The sequence below is a fragment of the Nosocomiicoccus sp. HMSC059G07 genome, from assembly GCF_001815515.1.
GTDB classification, from domain to species: Bacteria; Bacillota; Bacilli; order Staphylococcales; family Salinicoccaceae; genus Nosocomiicoccus; species Nosocomiicoccus ampullae_A.
In genome coordinates, this window is sequence record NZ_KV820788.1 from 115466 (window position 1) to 134736 (window position 19271).

13 protein-coding genes and 1 riboswitch are annotated in these 19271 nt (G+C 35.2%); of the genes, 9 read left to right on the top strand and 4 right to left on the bottom strand.

The window, feature by feature from the left end; all coding sequences use genetic code 11:
- Positions 1-4 precede the first annotated feature (4 nt).
- The 6 genes from HMPREF3029_RS02090 (at position 5) to HMPREF3029_RS02115 (ending at position 10991) form a co-directional block, all read left to right on the top strand.
- Positions 5-3532: a PD-(D/E)XK nuclease family protein gene (locus HMPREF3029_RS02090; RefSeq protein ID WP_070709460.1), complete on the top strand. Its 3528-nt coding sequence runs from the start codon at positions 5-7 to the stop codon at positions 3530-3532.
- Positions 3525-7073: a helicase-exonuclease AddAB subunit AddA gene (addA, locus tag HMPREF3029_RS02095; protein ID WP_070709462.1), complete on the top strand. Its 3549-nt coding sequence runs from the start codon at positions 3525-3527 to the stop codon at positions 7071-7073. Before HMPREF3029_RS02090 ends, addA begins: the two co-directional genes overlap by 8 nt.
- Positions 7048-8115 carry a DUF418 domain-containing protein gene (locus tag HMPREF3029_RS02100; RefSeq protein WP_070709464.1) on the top strand — a complete coding sequence of 356 codons (1068 nt, stop codon included), beginning with the start codon at positions 7048-7050 and terminating at the stop codon, positions 8113-8115. Before addA ends, HMPREF3029_RS02100 begins: the two co-directional genes overlap by 26 nt.
- Before the next feature lie 65 nt (positions 8116-8180).
- Complete coding sequence (locus HMPREF3029_RS02105; protein ID WP_068127791.1) at positions 8181-9071, top strand: fumarylacetoacetate hydrolase family protein; 891 nt, start codon at positions 8181-8183, stop codon at positions 9069-9071.
- 12 nt (positions 9072-9083) lie between these two features.
- On the top strand, positions 9084-9464 hold the full coding sequence (locus tag HMPREF3029_RS02110; protein WP_068127794.1) for a YisL family protein: 381 nt from the start codon (positions 9084-9086) through the stop codon (positions 9462-9464).
- Positions 9465-9587: 123 nt separating this feature from the next.
- Complete coding sequence (locus HMPREF3029_RS02115; RefSeq protein WP_070709466.1) at positions 9588-10991, top strand: alpha-amylase family glycosyl hydrolase; 1404 nt, start codon at positions 9588-9590, stop codon at positions 10989-10991.
- A gap of 16 nt (positions 10992-11007) precedes the next feature.
- Here the strand turns inward: HMPREF3029_RS02115 and HMPREF3029_RS02120 are convergent, their stop codons facing one another.
- From HMPREF3029_RS02120 to HMPREF3029_RS02130, 3 genes are read right to left on the bottom strand one after another with little or no spacing between them, the layout of a single operon-like run.
- A complete protein-coding gene (locus tag HMPREF3029_RS02120) occupies positions 11008-12333 on the bottom strand; it encodes a CoA-disulfide reductase (RefSeq protein WP_070709468.1) in 1326 nt (441 codons plus the stop codon).
- Positions 12334-12336: 3 nt separating this feature from the next.
- Positions 12337-13179 (bottom strand): DegV family protein, encoded by an 843-nt coding sequence (locus tag HMPREF3029_RS02125; RefSeq protein ID WP_070709470.1) that lies wholly within the window; start codon positions 13177-13179, stop codon positions 12337-12339.
- Position 13180: 1 nt separating this feature from the next.
- Positions 13181-14011 carry a Cof-type HAD-IIB family hydrolase gene (locus HMPREF3029_RS02130; RefSeq protein WP_070709472.1) on the bottom strand — a complete coding sequence of 277 codons (831 nt, stop codon included), beginning with the start codon at positions 14009-14011 and terminating at the stop codon, positions 13181-13183.
- A 102-nt stretch (positions 14012-14113) separates the two neighbouring features.
- On the opposite strand from HMPREF3029_RS02130, the gene HMPREF3029_RS02135 reads away from it, so the two are divergent.
- Positions 14114-14422 (top strand): metal-sulfur cluster assembly factor, encoded by a 309-nt coding sequence (locus HMPREF3029_RS02135; protein WP_040929346.1) that lies wholly within the window; start codon positions 14114-14116, stop codon positions 14420-14422.
- Between the two features lie 89 nt (positions 14423-14511).
- Positions 14512-14599: riboswitch (TPP riboswitch) on the top strand.
- A gap of 29 nt (positions 14600-14628) precedes the next feature.
- On the top strand, positions 14629-15177 hold the full coding sequence (thiT, locus tag HMPREF3029_RS02140; RefSeq protein WP_070457429.1) for an energy-coupled thiamine transporter ThiT: 549 nt from the start codon (positions 14629-14631) through the stop codon (positions 15175-15177).
- A 493-nt stretch (positions 15178-15670) separates the two neighbouring features.
- Here thiT and HMPREF3029_RS02145 read toward each other — a convergent pair whose 3' ends face one another.
- Positions 15671-16504, bottom strand: coding sequence for an undecaprenyl-diphosphate phosphatase (locus HMPREF3029_RS02145; protein WP_070709473.1), 834 nt, complete (start codon positions 16502-16504; stop codon positions 15671-15673).
- A gap of 172 nt (positions 16505-16676) precedes the next feature.
- Here HMPREF3029_RS02145 and clpB point away from each other — a divergent pair, with 172 nt between their 5' ends.
- Entirely contained in the window at positions 16677-19268 is a 2592-nt protein-coding gene (gene clpB / locus HMPREF3029_RS02150) for an ATP-dependent chaperone ClpB (RefSeq protein WP_070709476.1), read from the top strand.
- Positions 19269-19271 lie beyond the last annotated feature (3 nt).

The window sequence follows — 19271 nt, forward strand, 5'->3', positions numbered from 1 at the left end:
TACGATGATTAAAGTATGGACAGGTATAAGTGGTGCCGGTAAATCTAAAGAGATGTTTAGACAAATTAATGAGAAAACGGATAATGATCCACTTGGACATCGAATTTATATCATAACACCAACGCAAAACACTTTAACGTATGAAGAAATATTAACGACAGATGAAGATAAAACGTACAAAGGAAGTTTAAGAACGACAGTCTTAAGCTTCTCTCGTTTTATTTGGCATGTTTTTAATGAAATTGGACATCGAGAAAAAAATCGTATTAGTGAAGTCGGACATATTATGCTTATACATAAAATCCTTGAGCAGTTTGAACCCGACACGTTAAAGTACTATAAAGATTCAAGGCAATATATAAAATTCTCGCAAAAGCTTTTAAAGACGATACAAGAGTTTATAAACTATGATATTAGTGCTGATGATATTGAGAGCTTAACATTTAAAGACAACAGAACGAAAGAGAAGTATGAAGACCTCGTAAAAGTGTATCGTACATGGATCGATACGATTGAAGACTATTCAATTGAAAACATTAACTTAATGCCACATTTTTTAGAAGTACTACAGACAATTGATGTGAATGAAGTTGAAAGTTTAAATCATGCGACGATTTATATCGATGGATTCCATAACTTTACAGAACTAGAACTTCAACTTATTAAGACGCTCACTCGATTTACTGATGACATTACACTTTTACTGATGCATAGCGGGGATAATTTAGAGCTCTTTAGAAAGACAGAAAACGTCATCGATAGTTTAAAAAGAGAGGAATTGTTTGGTGGCGATGGAGTTAAAGTCATCGAATTTTCTCATGAAAACTATCGTGCAAACAGTGAGGGGTTATATGAAGTTGAACGTTTTCTACGTAAAGGTACACCGATAAATAGTAATGACGGCGTTAAACTTATAAAAGCACCAAATATGAGAGTCGAAGTCGAAGAAGTGATGCGACAAATCGAAACGCTCGTCCGTACAAAAAATGTTCGATATAAAGATATCGGTATTTTATATCGAGATAGTAGTTATATTGAAGTACTACGATATTACTTTGAGAAATTCGATATCGCATATTCAGTCGATCAAAAGTATAAAATGGTGCAGCATCCATTTATACAATTTATGATGAGTGTATTTAACGCCTATCGTCAAAATTTTAAGCGTGAATCGATCATTAACATTATGAAAAGTGGTTATTTAAATTATAAAAATGACGACGATGCATTATACTTTTTTGAAAACGTCATATTAGAATCTGGAATCGATTATAAATCCGGATTATTTAATGATGATTTATTTAGACGCTTTCTAGAAACACGAGACGACGGTAAAGAATTAAAACTCACTGAAGATGATGAACTAAAAATCAAAGCGATGCTCGACTATAAAAACAGAGTGCTCGGCGCATTAGAAAATTTTTACACTAAATTGAACGACGGTGCAAAAGCGATTGATTACATCCGTACTATATATCGCTTTTTAGAAGAAAATGGTGTATTAGAGCGACTTGAACGACATATCGATGATATTGATAACAAAAATCGTCAAAACGAAACTGAAGATGCATACAATCACTTTATCGGTCTTCTAGATGACGCGAATATCGTATATGGAGAAGAAACGGTTGAGTTTAACATCTTTGTCGATAACTTAATGGAAGGTCTACTTGAAGCGGAATTTAACTTATTACCAGCAACGCTCGATGAAGTCACTGTTGGATTACTGGACCTTGCGAAAGTTGAAAATAAAAAATATATATTTATGATTGGTATGAACAATAACGTTATGCCGATGGATATGAGTCAAAACGATATTATCACAGACGAAGAAAAAGAAGCGTTTGAATCGAACGACATTCAAATCTCTCCTAGAGATGAAGTACTTCGTCAAGATGAGCGCTTTGTATTTTATCATGGTGTGACGCGTCCAACGGATGGACTATTCATTAGCTATGCGGTGAGTAATTTAAAAAATGAACCGACAAAAATTAGCCCGTTTGTTGAGGAGTTAAAAAACGCTTCAAACATGCCGGTTATCAATCCGTCTTTATATGGTACTCGAGATGTGGAATATAATATCTCCAGCATCAATAGTATGCGTGATTTACTCCTTGAGCATTTAAGAAATATATTAAATACACCGAAACAATATAAAGATACATTGACAAAAGGTGTTAAGGATAAAGTGTTTTTAGAAGCACTTCAAGCGCTTAAAAATGACGTTAATCATAAAGACATATTTAATCAGTTAGTGAGACAGTTATCGTATAAAAACGAAAGTGAAAAAATCAATACATCAGTCGCGACAGAATTATACGGTGATGTTTTAAGTGGGTCTGTATCGAGGTTTCAAAGCTTTTATAACTGTCAGTTCCAACACTTTATGGACTATGGTTTAAAAATCGATAAGCGTGAAGAATTTAAACTTGAAGCGGTAGACCTCGGTAACTTATACCACTCAGTTATAGAAGATGTGTTGAAAAATCATTTTAACTATGAACTTCGTGAAAAAACACCATCTGATATTAACAAAGCAGTAACAGAGTCTGTGAATACTGCAGTTAAAAATATTTCTCACGGTATATTTGAACATACGGGATACTATAGAATATTAAAACTAAAAAGTATTGAGACAATCACAGATGTCGTGATTAACTTACAACGTTATTTAGAGGCATCGAATTTTAACATTCAATATTTAGAAGAAAAATTCGGTCACGAAAGCGATTTGTTTGGTGCGTATCAACTCGAGACTGAAAAGAAAAACATAGTAAATCTACGAGGAGTTATCGACCGAATTGATACAAATGTACGTGAAGATGGTACTTATATCTCTTTAATCGATTATAAATCAAGTAAAACTAAAGATCTCGATTTAAAAGACGTATATCTCGGAACAGAACTTCAACAATTTATTTATATGAATATTATTGAGTCAAATGCTGATAAATTCGGAGAAAATGTACTGCCGTTAACGATGATGTTCTATCCAGTCGTAACTACAAAAACGAGTGCTAACAATCAAACGCAAAATAAATTATTGACTGCGAAAACACCTGAAAAGTATGAAGAGATGTTAAAAGAACTAAAAGAAGATCAGTTAAAACCAAAAGGGTTAATAGTTGTTAATGAAAACGACGTGGATTATTTAGAAGCATCGACTCTTGATAGTCTATCACCACTTTTAAAAGCGGAAGCTGATCCTAGAGGTTATTATAAAGGGTTTAAATCAAAAGGTAAGGTAAGTGGCCAATCAGAATCACGATTCTTATCCATTGATATGTATGAACGTTTTAAGGACTATGCAGTTGAGAAAGTGAAACATGCGGTTGATGACATATACGACGGGAATGTTAAAATCAATCCGATTTTAGAAAATGGCGTGCTCTCTCCGTGTCGTTACTGTAAATTTAAATCTGCATGTAACATCGACTATATGATGAACCAACGTGATTTTATAGATAAAGATGCGCAAGAAGTAACTGAAGTAGTAGAGAAAATTAAGCGAGGAGGCGAGGCAGTTGAGTAAACAATTTACAAAAGATCAGCAACGTGCGATTGATACAAGAGGCAGCGACGTATTAGTTTCAGCAGCTGCAGGAAGTGGTAAAACAGCTGTCCTCGTCGAGCGTATTATTACGAATATACTAAACGATACTTATTCTATCGATGAAATCTTCGTATCTACTTTTACAAACGCGAGTGCGAAAGATATGAAATCAAAGCTCGAAGAAGCATTAATTGATCGCTTAAAAAACTCGACAAACGATAGCGAAAAGAAACGTTTAGAAAGTCAAATATTAAAAGTCAATGATGCACATATTAGTACGCTCCATAGTTTTTGTCAGTTTTTAATTCAAAATCATTACAATACGATCGGTATTTCTCCAGACATGCGCACGTTATCTAACGAAGAAACAACGACGTTAAAAAATGATGTATTAGATCAAATTCTTGAATCACATTATCAAGAAAACAATGAAAATTTCGTAATGCTTGAGGAGTTTTTATCTACAGATAAACAAAATGATTATTTAAAAAGAGCAGTATTAAAGTTGTATAGCGAGGCGATTGCGACAGAACATCCACTCTCGTTTTTAGAAGGGTTAATGGACGAGTGGTTAGATGTCGAAAAGTTAACGGAAATTTACGACCGCTATAAAGAGAAAAACTTAAAGATAATAGACGAAGCACTTGAAGCGGTAGACCAGCTGCTAGAAGGTTTGTTTTCAGTACATGTGGACTTAGATTATAACGATAAACAAATTAAAAAATTACAAGACCTCGCTGATGAGTTTAAAGCAATCCATTTAAAAGTTAGAAATAACACCGCATCTTCAACAGAAATTGATACTAAAATGATCACTAGGAATACTAAAGTATATAAGAGTATTGAAGATGAAGCGGATAAAAACTATATTAGTCAACTGATTGATCAAACGAGTGAAAAGCGAAAAGCTGTCATAGGGTTAAGCGTTATGACGTTAGAGTCATTTTTAGAAGAAATGGCAAATATGAACGGTGTACGGAATACTTTTATACAGCTCGGAGTGGAATTAATTGAAGCGTATGGTAAACGTAAACGTGAATCGAACACGATGGACTTTAACGATTACGAACACTATGCGATTAATATTCTATCTTGTAACGATGGAGAGATTAGTAAACTGTATCAGAATAAGTTTAAAGAAGTGATGATTGATGAGTACCAAGATACAAACAGAGTACAAGAATCGATTATTATGCGTTTAAAATCTGGTGATGCGCATGACGGAAACTTATTTATGGTTGGAGACGTTAAACAATCGATTTACAGATTCCGTCAAGCAGAACCTAAACTCTTTTTAGAAAAGATGGATGCGTTCCAACAAGAAGATTCTGGTACGTTAATTACGCTAAATAAAAACTTCCGTTCGAATATCGGCGTGTTAGAAACGACGAACTTTATCTTTAAGCATCTCATGGACCGAGAGGTCGGTGAAATCGACTATACGGATAACGAAGCGTTACACGTTGGTCTTGAGAAAAATAAAACGCCAGTACAAACGGAAATTGAAGGCATCGTATATTTAAAAGGTGCACTGTCTAAAGAAGAAGCAGAAATCAATTACGTCATCAAGAAAATTTTGGAGTTACGCGAACAAAACGTCGACTATAAAGATATCGTAATTTTAACGCCAGCACGACAAGCCATCGATACGTATCATAGTAAATTTAAAGAATATAACATACCGTTAGTATACGGAAATAATACGGGGTATTTTGACACGCTTGAAATACGCACGATGGTGAACTTTATTTCAGTGATTGATAACCCGCTTCAAGACGATCATTTAGTTGGTCTGTGTCGTATGCCTTTCTTTAACTTTACAAATACAGATATCGCTAAAATACGAGTTAACGATGAAAATAAAGGTGGATATTTCTATGAGTCTTTAAAAAATTATGATGTAGACGATGAAACAAAAGAAAAAATTGAGTTTCTTTTATCAGAATTACAGTTGTTACAAGAAGAAGCGAAATATCGTTCAGTCACATCACTATTAAAATATATGTACGACAGGTACGATATTATAGAATTCTTTGCGGGACTTCCGAGCGGCGATACACGTAAGGCAAATTTAAACGGATTAATGATTTACAGTATGGAATTTATGAAAAGAAACCACCATTCACTGTATGAGTTTATAAACTATATTCAGTACTTATCTGATCGTAATGTTGATTTTGGAGAGGAGCAAGTCGTGAGTGAGGAAGAAGATGTCGTTCGAGTGATGACGATTCACTCATCTAAAGGATTAGAATTTAAACACGTCTTTTTAGTGAATAATCAGCGCAGTTTAAGAAGTCGTGATTTAAATGATTCGATACTCGTTCACCCAATGTATGGTGTGTCGATGAAAACTTATGACGCGACACATAAACTTATACAGTCTAACTTACATTATGAATATATGAAAGATATGCTTCATAAAGAAGATATTTCAGAAAGACTTCGCTTATTATATGTTGCATTAACACGAGCAGAAGAATGTTTATACATCCCGTTATTAAAAGACGAACCGTTAGATAAGTTCGAATCGTATCAAGAAGAAAACGCATTGTTTTTAGACGTGTTTGAAATTAAAGACATTGACGTCGATTCAATAGAACCGAACGTACCACTACCAAAAGAATTCAGGTTAAACGCTAGTGATTACAGAACATTACTCACTCCAATTTTATTTGCAAATAAAGATAATCCATACTTTAAGACATCTATGTATTACGATAATGGAGAAGAGACTGCTGAAGTGACAGAACGTCTATCGCTTGATGACTTATTTGATTTAACGGATAGTGTGTATCCTTCACCAGAAATTATTGAACGACTCAATTATCAATATAAAGGTGGAGACGACTATTTAGAGAGTGTCAAAGACTCTGTCACTGAAATTAAACGCAGAAACGAAACGATCGATGAAACCGCAGAGTTAAGAACGGACATTTACAAAAAAGAAGTTCGACTTAGAAAGCCTGCATTTTTAGATGACACAAAAGACGCACCGATTTTTGGGACGATTATGCATGAAGTGATGGTACAAATCGTTCATCGAATAGACTCGATTATTCAAAGTGACAATAAAGAAAGTTTAGTGCGTGCAATCGTTCATAACTACACAAAAGATTTAGAATATGTAACTGAAGAGAATAGAGCACGCATGACGGAGTATGGATTACGATTTGTTGAAGATAAAACGATACAAACTATATTTAAAGAGTCTCTACAAAACTATACAGAATTACCATTTATAATGAGTCAAAAAACGATCGATATTAGTGATGTAAATGGTAAGATGGTACAAGGTATTGTAGACTGCTTAGTGAAACATGATGATCGTTATATTATTATTGACTACAAAACGGATCGAGTTACAAATGAATCAGAAGCAGATTTAATTGAGCGATACAGTATTCAGATGGATATTTATAGACGTTCAATTGAACACGCATTAAACGCACAAGTAGATGTGTACTTATATTATTTCAATTATGGAGTGTTAAATGTCTATGACTGTCAAAAAGGATAATGCACTCATTGGTTTTACAATTATTTTTACAATGTTTGCCGTCGGGATTTATTATTTACTTCCGATTATTTACGTAAATCCTTACGAGTATTTATATGGTAGAGAGCTGAGATCTTTTCAGCTCTACCATTTAATATTTAGTGGGGTAATGATACCACTTCTGTCTCTTGTGACGGGGTTAATCATTTCAAGGCAAGAATATGATAAGGTAACTGTCTTAAAACGGTTATCTCTTGTATTTTTAGTATTACTTGGATGTAGTGTATTATTTAATGGTTTTATTATATTATTTGTCATCCCATTAAGTGGTATGGTCGTTTTATTTTTTAGAGAAAATTCATTAATAATAAGCTTAATTACAGCTGTTATATTATTAGTTTTATATTTAGTCGTTTGGACAATTATACCAGCGTTAACGTCCGTTTCAACGAACGATATTATATACTCAAGCATCCAACAACTGAATAATTATCTTGGAGTATACCGTGAAAAAGATATCATTTCGATGATTGAATTAAACGTATCTTCCATCCGTGCAATGGATTTCTTTAGTCTGTTTATGTTCGTCTCACTACCATTCACTTTTATCGGTAGTATATTAGAACGTATCGATATCGAGACGTACTTTAAAACAAAAGGGTATATTTTAACACTTGTTGTATTAACGAGTGCACTTCTTATAAAAATGATCGAAGTGTTAAGTTTAGGCAGTAGAAGTGGAAAACTAATCGGCGAAAATATCGGGGGTATGATGCTCGGATTTGCATTATTCTTAACGATAATATTACTGGTCGAGCAAGCACCAAAATTAGCGACACTACTGTTTGAAATTCCTGGGAAATACGTGTTGTTATTATTTATCGTATTTAACTTTTTAATGAGTATAATTTTTTACGGGATAGGATTTAATTATTACGGAGAAGTCACAGTAGCAACGCTCGTTTTAATTATATTTATAATACTCATCGTATTATATGCGATCCTGCTTATATTAAATAAATTCAATATTACACTTTTAGAAATTTTTAAAAGTAATCGTTAGTTAATTTTAAAGATATTAAAGCGATGTTTTGTTATACTAATTAAAAGGGATAAAGGAGTCGTCTCATGAAATTTTTATCATTTACTTATAAAGGCAATCCGACTTACGGAGTGAAAGTGAAAAGAGAAGATAGTGCTTGGAACTTACCAAAACTATTTGAACAATTTGGAGAAGAAAAAGATTATCCAAAAACTTTACTAGAAGGAATTACGACGTATAATACGTTAGATTTCCAAGAAATCGTTCGTACTTTAGTTGAAAAAGCTGAAGCGGACGATAATAACCATTTATACAAAGCACCGTTTAACGAAATCGAATTTTTACCACCAGTTGCACCTCCAAACAACCTGATTTGTTTTGGTCGTAACTATAAAAAACATGCAGATGAGTTAAATAATGAAGTATCACTGACTGTGTTTACTAAAGCAAATTCAAGCTTAGTTGGTGATGAAGGTACAATCGACTCATTTAGTGACGTCACTGAAGAGTTAGATTATGAAGGTGAACTTGGTATTGTAATCGGTAAAGAAGCGCATAACGTTCAACCACACTTAGCCCTAGATTACGTGTACGGTTATACGATTGTAAACGACATCACAGCACGTGATTTACAAAAATCATTCAAACAATTTTTCTTAGGGAAAAGTTTAGCAGCACCAGTTGGTCCATATATCGTGACTAAAGATGAATTACCGAACTTAAATAACGTATCGATCGTTACAAAAGTGAACGATGAGATTCGTCAAGACGGTAATACGCGTGATATGATTCTGTCTGTTGAAGATATTATTGCAGAAGTTTCTAAGTACGTGAAACTGTTACCTGGAGATATTATCGCTACAGGAACTCCAGAAGGTGTAGCTGCAGGAATGGAGCACCCTGATTTCTTAGAGTCAGGCGATGCGGTTCGCGTATCAATTAATGGAATTGGTACATTAACAACTTATATTAAATAAAGGAGACACATGATGTTACATTTACACTTAACAGCAATTGCGCTCGCTTTTGTATTATTTCTAATTACGTATTTTTCATACAAAGGAAATCCTACATCTGAAAATCGTAGAGCGTTTATTTTACACATGACACTAAGACTGTTTTACATTATCGTACTATTTAGTGGTGTAATGATTTTCATTCAAAACTTAAGTATCATTGGTAACGTAAGCAACGGTCATATGATGTATGGTCTAAAAGCATTACTCGGACTTGGAGCGATTGCTCTAATGGAAATGACGCTCGTTCGTGAGAAAAAAGAAACGAACGTACAAATGCTTTTAATCATCGCGATTGTCGTAATTATCGTTACAGTTCTACTTGGTTCTTACTTACCACTAGGTGTTTTATAATATTAAAACTGCAGAGCAATCTGCAGTTTTTTTATGTAGAATCAGTGAACTTACTATTTTTCTATACATAAAAAATTAAAATCCAGTATAATTGAAAGTACATAATTGAAAGGTGGACGTAGATTGAAGAAGTTTTTATATGTCACGTTATTTATCTTAATGTTTTCATCTATACATATAAGTGACGTCTATGCAGAGTCTGACGATACGTCACGTGTATATACAATTGTAATCGATAGATTTTTAAATAAAAATGAAGATAATGATTCGTTTGATAACCAAAATAGTGATTATTACTTACCGTACGGTGGAGACTTAGAAGGTATTCTGAATCAGTTAGACTACATAAAAGAGATGGGGTTTGACACGATTCAATTAAGTCCAGTATTTGAAATGGACGATTCTGACATCCTCGGGTATAGTGTCACGGACTACACAAAAATAGCTGAACGTTTCGGTGGAGAAGAGAAGTTTAAAGACTTTATAAGTAAAGCACATGATAAAAATTTAAAAGTGATCGTAGATCTTCCAACGACAGCGACGGATGAGTTTACTGCTTTAGAGAACCCACAAATGACACCGATTATGGAAGAGTATATCGATCTAATCGACCGTCAATTTATTGATTTTAACAATGAAGAAAATCGTCAAAAATACAAAGAATTGATGACTGAATTCGTCAATAAATTTGATATTGATGGTGTCAGTATGTACATCGTACAAAATGTCGATAGAACGGAAGTTTTACCAGACGATATTAAAACGTATGCGGTCGTCTTAAGTGAAAATGTCGATGCTACTAACTTTGATTACACTGCTTACGATTCTAAACGAAAAAGTATTGCAGAAGCATTCGGTGGACTCGATAAAGATATTCCTGAGTATACGAATAGCGAAGAAATTTTAATGGCGGATCACTTCTTTAGTGAACGTTTTACGTCATATTCAGTTAAAAACAATCTCTTCCCTGGGACTCGTGTAAAAATGTTATATCCGTATTTAATCGCGCATGATGGACCAGTGTTTGTAACTTACGGAACTGAAATTGCACAAAACGGGGATAATTTTGAAACGATTCATCCACAAATGAATTTATGGACAGATAAAGAAGTTCATGAGTTTATGAAAACAACTGCTGAAGTATTTACTAAACATCCTAATTTATTTAATCGTGATACTGAAACGATTGTAAATGATCACGGTCTATATACTGTGTTATTTAAAACAGACGACGTTGATTTTATATTAGAAATTAACAACACGAGTGAGACGCAAAAATTAGAGATTACTAATGAATATGTAAAAGATGGAAAAGAACTGAGTGGGTTACTACTTGGTGAGCGTGTGCAACCGCACGGAAATTCATTATACCCTGTCATTGACAGAGAGTTAACAGAATTATTTGCAGTCATTGAATCACCTGGTCTAAACCATTGGTACTTAATTTCAAGTCTATTAATATTTGGTGGATTTGCGATGTTTATATTCATCGTTGCAAAACGTAGTAAAAGAAAAGAGAATGCATAAAATAATCGGGAAGCTATTATAGCTTCCCGATTGCTTTATATCCGAGCATATTGACGATATCTTTTGGACTACTAAATGGAGGTGCATATGCAACCTCAATGTTAATTAGATCATCAACAGTCCCACCGAAACGTGTGAGTGTTGAGAGTATATCTAAACGTTTGTCTAGTCCTTCTTCGCCTATACCGGATGCTCTTAAAATTTTACGTGTGTTTTTGTCGACGTAAATTTTTAAAGATAAAGGTTTTGCACCTGGCATATATCCTGCTTTATTGTTTTGTGTTTGCTCAACGATGATGTAGTCTTCGTCTTCTAAGTCTTTTAATGATAATCCCATTTTACCAACAGCAACATCGAAATATCTTAAAATAGATACCGAAAGTAATCCGTCGTGTTTGTACTGATCGTTTTCAGCAAGGTGATTTGCGATAATGTACGCGAGTCGATGTGCTGGCCAAGCGAGCGCCACAGATACTTTTTTATGTGGTACGTGCTGATAATGCGTTTCTATTGCGTCACCAATAGCGTAAATATTATCGATGTTTGTTAATCCATATTCATCGACTGGTATATAGCCGTCATTCATGACGACGTTAGACGATTTTAAAAAGTCTGTGCGTGGTGTAATACCAATTGCCTGAATGATGAGTTCTGCATCGATGACTTCACCGCTATTTAATGTTAACTTTGTTCCATCTAACTTTACAGGTGCACTGTTTAGCACTAATCGAATCCCGTTTTTATCCATCTCTTCTTTAATCGGTTCGCTAAACTCTTCTTCAATTGTGCGGTATACTCTATCGTTATGTTGGAGGATTGTTACTCCAAGGCCACGTTTACATAACTGTTCAGACACTTCGAGACCAACAAATCCTGTACCGATTACAACCGCATGTTTGACATCATGTTCAGTAATATATTGTTCGATAAGATCTAAATGATGTAAGTGCTGGAGTACAAATGATTGGGGCGCGTGTTTTACTGCGTCTATTTCATTCGCTCGTGCGCCAGGAGATACTATTAATTTGTCGTATGGATCGTCAAATGTTTCTCCTGTTTTTAAATTTTTAACTGTAACATAATTTTCCTTATCGTTTACTGAAATGACTTCATGTTCAGTATGCACATCGATGCCTTGATTTTTTAATTGTTCAGGAGTACGCGCGATTAAATCAGATCTCTCGCTCACTTCACGGGATAAATAATACGGTAAGCCGCAGTTTGCGAAACTTACAAATGGATTTTTATCATATACAACGATTTCGCTCGTTGTATCGAGTCGTCTAAATTGACTTGCCACCGTCATTCCACCTGATAATCCACCGATTATGACAAGTTTCATATATTACACTCCTTCAGTAAAGTAAAATAGTGCAATTGTTCCGTTCCCAGTATGTGAGATAATCGTTGGACCGATACTAGAAATTTGAACGTTCGTTAAATCCGTCTCTTTTAAAATTAAATTTCTTAACGCTTCTGCATCTTTTAAGTTGTCAGCATGAGTAATGTGTACTTCAGTAGCTGCACCTTCTTCTTTCATAAGTTCAACCATACGTTTTAAAACGCGTTTCACTCCGCGATACTTTTCAATCGGTACGAGTTTTCCGTCTTCTACATGGAGAAGAGGGCGAATGTTTAAAAGGCTACCTAAAAATGCTTGCCCTTTAGAGAGACGACCACCTTTTGCGAGATAATCTAAATCAGATACTGTAAATAAATGACGAATGTGTGCTTTATCTCTTTCGATATTTTTAATAACTTCTTCTTTAGATAAACCGTCATTTACATATTTTGTAGCGCGTTCAACGAGTAGTCCATAACCGTAACTGGCACTTAACGAGTCGATGACAGTAATATCAACGTCGTCACGCTCTTCTAAAATCATATCGCGCGCGATGTTCGCACTTTGATACGTTCCAGATAATTGACTTGAAAACGATAAATAAATAATCGTCGAGTCTTCTTTTAAAGCTTCGTTAAAATAGTTATATAACTCATCTGGGTTTGCTTGACTCGTCAGTGGACGAATGCCATCATCGACTGCTTTTGATACTTCTTCACTTGAAATTTCGTATTTGTCGAGATATTCTTTACCATCGACGTTGATTTTAAGTGGTATAAAAAATAACTGGTGTTCTTTAGCAAAATCTAAACTGATGTCTGAACAGCTATCTACTAATAATTTCATATTATGACTCCTTATATTCTATATTTAAGTTAAAGTAATCGTTTAAATATCGACCGACACCGTCGTTGTTGTTATCATACGGTGTGACGTCTTTCGCGATATCTTTTAATTCATCGATTGCGTTTTTCATAGCGACACCATGACTGACGTACTCGATCATTTGAAGATCGTTGTCTTCATCTCCAAATGCGATTGTACGAGACTCATCTAAGTTTAAAGCGTCTAATACATATTTGATACCTGTCGCTTTTGAGACGCCTTTTTTGATAATCTCGATGATCGCAAGTTGTGGTGCCCACTGCCTATGTGCAAGTGTTTCAGCATACACATTATCAAATGCGTGACGAATATAATCGATGCGGTCTTCAGTTGTTTTAATGAGAAGTGACGTTGCTTCTTCTGGCATATTATCACGTAAGTCACCGGCGACTTTTTTAGGATTCCCCATATAAAACTCATCCATTAAGACGCTGTCGTGATATTGGAAGTATAAATCATCACGAACTTCTGCGACAATGTTTTTAATGTCGTATTTATCGATATGTACGACGATATCCTCGATGACATCTTGAGGTAATGTTTCTTGTAATGTTTTAAATTCAAAATCTAATGGGTGGTGTACGAATGCACCGTTAAAGTTAACGATTGGTGTGTTTAATCGTAACTCCTTATAGTAAGGAACTGACGCACGATACGGTCGACCCGTAGTAATCATGACGTAGTGTCCTTGTCTTTTTAATTCTTGAACGACACGATTTGTATAGTTTCCGATTGTATTTTCATCAGTGAGTAACGTGCCGTCTAAATCTAAACAAATAAGATACGGTTTCATGAAAATCATCCTTTCGGCTACTCTAATAATAGCATTATTATTCACTAGTTGTTTAATATTTGTTATATTGAATATACGATAATATATGCGAGGTGACAGAATATGGATAAAGCAATGGAAGAAAGCATGCTCGGTGCGTTAGAAAACGTTATTGACCCAGAGCTCGGTATAGATATTGTAAACTTAGGTTTAGTTTACGGTGTGTTTTTAGATGAAGACGGTAATGCGGGTGTTGAAATGACACTCACGTCGATGGGATGCCCGATGGGCCCAGAAATTGTACAAATGGTTGAAGAATCATTATTAGAATTACCGGAAGTTAAAAACGTGAACGTTCAAATTGTTTGGAATCCACCTTGGACAAAAGATAATATGTCACGTTATGCGAAGATTGCTTTAGGCGTATCATAACATTTAAGCGCTCAACATATGTTGAGCGTTTTTTAATTTCTAAAAGAGAGTTGATAGGAAAGTGTGTTTACAATATACTATTAATTGCTATGAATCATAAGGGGTGCATAATTGCTGAGATTATACCCTTGAACCTGTTGAGGTAATTCTCGCGAAGGAATATGATACGCGGTTGATTCATAAGTAAACTTTTAGGAAGTGTATTTATGACAAGATCTAATGACAAGCTAGTCGTGATGATGGAGATTGCGATATTAGCTGCATTAAGTATGGGAATCGACTGGATCGATTCTGCTTTTAAAATTGGTCCGTACAGTTTTAGTTTTTCAATGGTACCAATTTTAATTCTTGCGATTAGACGTGGAGTCGGCGCAGGGGTGCTCGGAGGTTTAATCTGGGCGATTTTACAAATTGTAACAGGAGACGCGGCAGGGAACTACATACATCCAGTGCAGTTCATTTTAGAATATCCACTCGCATTCGGTATTCTCGGAGTTGCTGGAGTGGCATCTAAGTATAGAAACTTAGTATCAATTGTTGCATTTTCATTTTTAGCGATTCTGTTACGTTACACGATGCACTTTTTTGCAGGGTGGATTTTCTGGGGGATTTACGCACCAGAAGGTCAACCAGCATGGCTTTATAGTTTAATTGCAAATGGTACAACGTTCTTAATTAATACGACAGTATGTATAGCAATTGTTATTATTTTATACTCAGTCGCAAAGCGATTATTTGTACCAGAAGAAAGATAAAAAAATACCAGTCGAACTTAAAAAGTTCGGCTGGTTTTTTATTTTAACGTAAATTAGATTTACATGAACGACTTTTATTTTTCGTTGACGTTTAGATTCTTTTTGTTCATGAAATGATTAAGATGTTTACATAAAGTCATTTTGCGTAAACGCGTGCTTCATCTTGTTAACGAATAGGTAAAATGCATGAACGAAATAGAGTTCTCGTTAACAGAAAAACGAATTGCGTTAAATTAAATGTGCTAACGGGGTCTTCAGCACATCTCCGACCTATCTTCAGATGAAAAACCTCGTGAATTTTGATTTGCGTAAAATTAATTGCATGGTCGTTTACGTAATTACGTGTTGTGTAAAATTGTTTTTCATCTTTTAACTTAAATTCGATTTGCGTTAAACGAGCCTCTGTTTCATTAACACAAATCGCGTAATTGTCAAACTAATCGAGTGGTCGTTTACACAAAAGCATTTTGCGTTAAATTAAGCAATCACTCGTTTACGATAACACGATAAATTGGTACATAATCGCAAATATACCTGCTGCGAAGCAGTAGTAACTGAAATATATGAGGCGACCACTCGTTAATGCACCTTCTAGTAATTTAAACCCGATATACGTCGCGATTATTGTAACGACGAATGATGCAAGGTAAGGAACGAGTAGTGTGTCGAGCATCGGATCAGTCGCGATATCTGAAATCGATAATATTGCCGTACCAAGTGACACTGGTATATATAGTAAGAATACAAATCTTAATGCGTTTTTCTTCTCAAGTCCAACTGCCATCGAACCGACGAGTGTCGCACCGCTTCGGCTAATTCCTGGAATTAACGCCACACATTGTGAGAGACCGACGATGATAGAATCTTTAACAGTTAATTCACCGTCACGTTTAACACCTGATTTATTTTTAATAAACCATAAAGCAGTCCCTGTAACGAGAAGCATTAACCCTACAAAACCAATCGATACGTTATCTCCAATAACATCTTTTAGTAAAAACCCTAAAACTCCAACAGGAATTGTTGCGATAATTAAGTAAATAACATATTTAAAATCCGTCGTTGCTTCTAAATCTCTATCTTTTTTAAATACATATCGTAAAAAGTTTTTAGCAATCTCAAAAATATCTTTCCAATATATGAACAACACCGCAATGAGTGAAGCAGTGTTTAAAAATATTTCAAACGATAAACCACTCGCTTCAATTCCAAAAAGTTCACGCGCCATTACTAAATGACCACTCGAAGAGACAGGAATTGGTTCGGTTAACCCTTGTAATATCCCTAAGAATATATATTTAATCAGTTCTATTATATCGATATCCATGATTTAAAGTCCTCCTAATCAATATTACAACTATAGTACAAAGTGATATATAAATAAAGCGAAAATAAATAGTCAAAAAAGGTCAAAAACTTGAGTGAAACGCTTGAAATTAAAATATAACGATGTATAATATAAGTATAGTCAAAATTGGTCAAACACTTGAGGTGAGGAAATGGATATCAATAAAATGACTTTCAAAGTGCAGTCGATTATCGAACGTGCACAGCAAATTTCAGTTGAACATAAAATTCAAACAATCGAACTCGCTGCTCTATTAAAAGCATTATTTACAGTCAGTGATTCAATGGCAAAAGATATTTTACAACGCGCAAATATTAATGTAGATGAATTGATTAAACAATATGATGAAAAACTCAAAAGTTTTAACAAAGTAGAAGGAGACAACGTTCAGTATGGGCAATATATGTCTCAAGGATTTAGTCGCTTAATTAGTGAAGCAGAAAAAGTAATGGGAGATATGAACGATGAATATATCTCTCAAGAACATCTTTTACTCGCTGCATTAAATGTAGACGACACATTAAAAGCACAAATTGGAAATAAAGATACAATCGTAAAAGAAATCATTAAAAAGATTAGAGGAGGAAAACACGTGACGACTCAAAATCCAGAAATTCAATATGAAGTATTACAAAAATACGGTCGTGACCTTGTCGAAGAAGTACGTAAAGGTAATATGGATCCAGTCATCGGTAGAGATGAGGAAATCCGTAACACGATTCGTATATTAAGTAGAAAACGTAAAAACAACCCAGTATTAATCGGTGAACCGGGTGTCGGTAAAACTGCAATCGTTGAAGGGCTCGCACAGCGTATCGTTCGTGGAGACGTACCAGATTCACTAAAGGATAAAACAATTTTTGAATTAGATTTAGCAGCACTCGTTGCAGGAGCAAAATTCCGTGGTGAATTTGAAGAGCGCTTAAAAGCAGTATTAGAAGAAATCAAAGAAGCAGACGGTAGAATTTTATTATTCATCGACGAAGTACACATGCTCGTTGGCGCAGGTAAAACAGATGGGGCAATGGACGCTGGTAACATGCTTAAACCGATGTTATCACGTGGTGAACTCCATATGATCGGCGCGACAACGTTAAATGAGTACCGTGAATATATCGAAAAAGATTCAGCATTAGAGCGTCGTTTCCAAAGAGTACTCGTTAGCGAACCGACAGTCGACGACACAATTTCAATTTTACGTGGACTGAAAGAACGCTATGAAGTACACCACGGAGTGAGAATCACAGACCGTGCGTTAGTTGCTGCTGCAGAATTATCAGACCGCTATATTACAGAGAGATTTTTACCAGATAAAGCAATCGACTTAGTCGACCAGGCGAGTGCAACAATTCGTACAGAAATGGGATCTAACCCAACTGAACTCGACCAAATCAATCGTAAAGTTATGCAGATGGAAATCGAAGAACAAGCATTATTAAAAGAAGACGACTCAGTATCTAAAGCACGTTTAGAAGAACTTCAAAAAGAACTTGCTGATGCGAGAGAAGCACAACAATCTCTAACTGCAAGAGTAGAGCGTGAACGTGAGCAAATTAGCGGAGTATCTCGTAAACGTGAAGAAATCGATAAAGCGCGCCAAGAATTAGAGGAAGCAGAAAGCAACTATCAATTAGAGCGTGCTGCTGAACTTCAGCACGGTATTATTCCGAAACTTCAAGCAGAGTTAAATGCTCTTGAAGCAGAACTTCATGACGAAACAGACGGTAAAGACCGTATTATCCGTGAAGTTGTTACAGATGAAGAAATCGGTATGATCGTATCACAATGGACAGGAATTCCAGTAACAAAACTCGTTGAAACAGAGAAAGATCGTCTGCTTAATTTACCGAAATTACTTCATCAGCGTGTCGTTGGTCAAGATGAAGCGGTAGAACTCGTATCTAACGCAGTTATTCGTGCAAGAGCAGGTATTAAAGATCCAAACCGTCCAATTGGTAGCTTCCTATTCTTAGGACCAACAGGTGTCGGTAAAACAGAACTCGCAAAAGCACTTGCTGAAACGATGTTTGATAGTGAAGACAACATGATTCGTATCGACATGAGTGAGTATATGGAAAAACACGCAGTGTCTAGATTAATCGGAGCGCCTCCAGGATACGTTGGATACGAAGAAGGTGGACAATTAACTGAGCAAGTGAGAAGACATCCGTATTCGGTGATTCTTTTAGATGAAGTTGAAAAAGCACATACAGATGTGTTTAACATCTTACTTCAAATTATGGATGACGGTAGACTGACAGATTCTCAAGGTCGTACTGTTGATTTTAAAAATACTATTCTCATCATGACATCGAACTTAGGATCACATTATCTACTCGATACGATGATTCAAGGTGGAGAAATTAACGATAAAACGAGAGAAGTCGTTATGAGTGAAGTGTTAACGCACTTTAAACCAGAAATCGTAAACCGTATGGATGACATCGTTATGTTTAGTCCATTAACTGAAGAAAATATGACAGGTATCGTCGATAAGTTAGTCGATGAATTAAATGTACGATTAAGTGACCAACATATGAGTATTTCAGTATCACAAGACGCTAAAAAATATATCGTTAAAGAAGCGTACGAACCAGAGTTTGGTGCACGACCATTAAAACGTTACATTCAACGTGAAATTGAAACACCACTCGCAATTAAAATGATTGAATCGAACTTAGAAGAAGGTCTGCACGTCGATATCGACGTAAAAGACGGCACATTTACATTTGACTTACAATAAAAA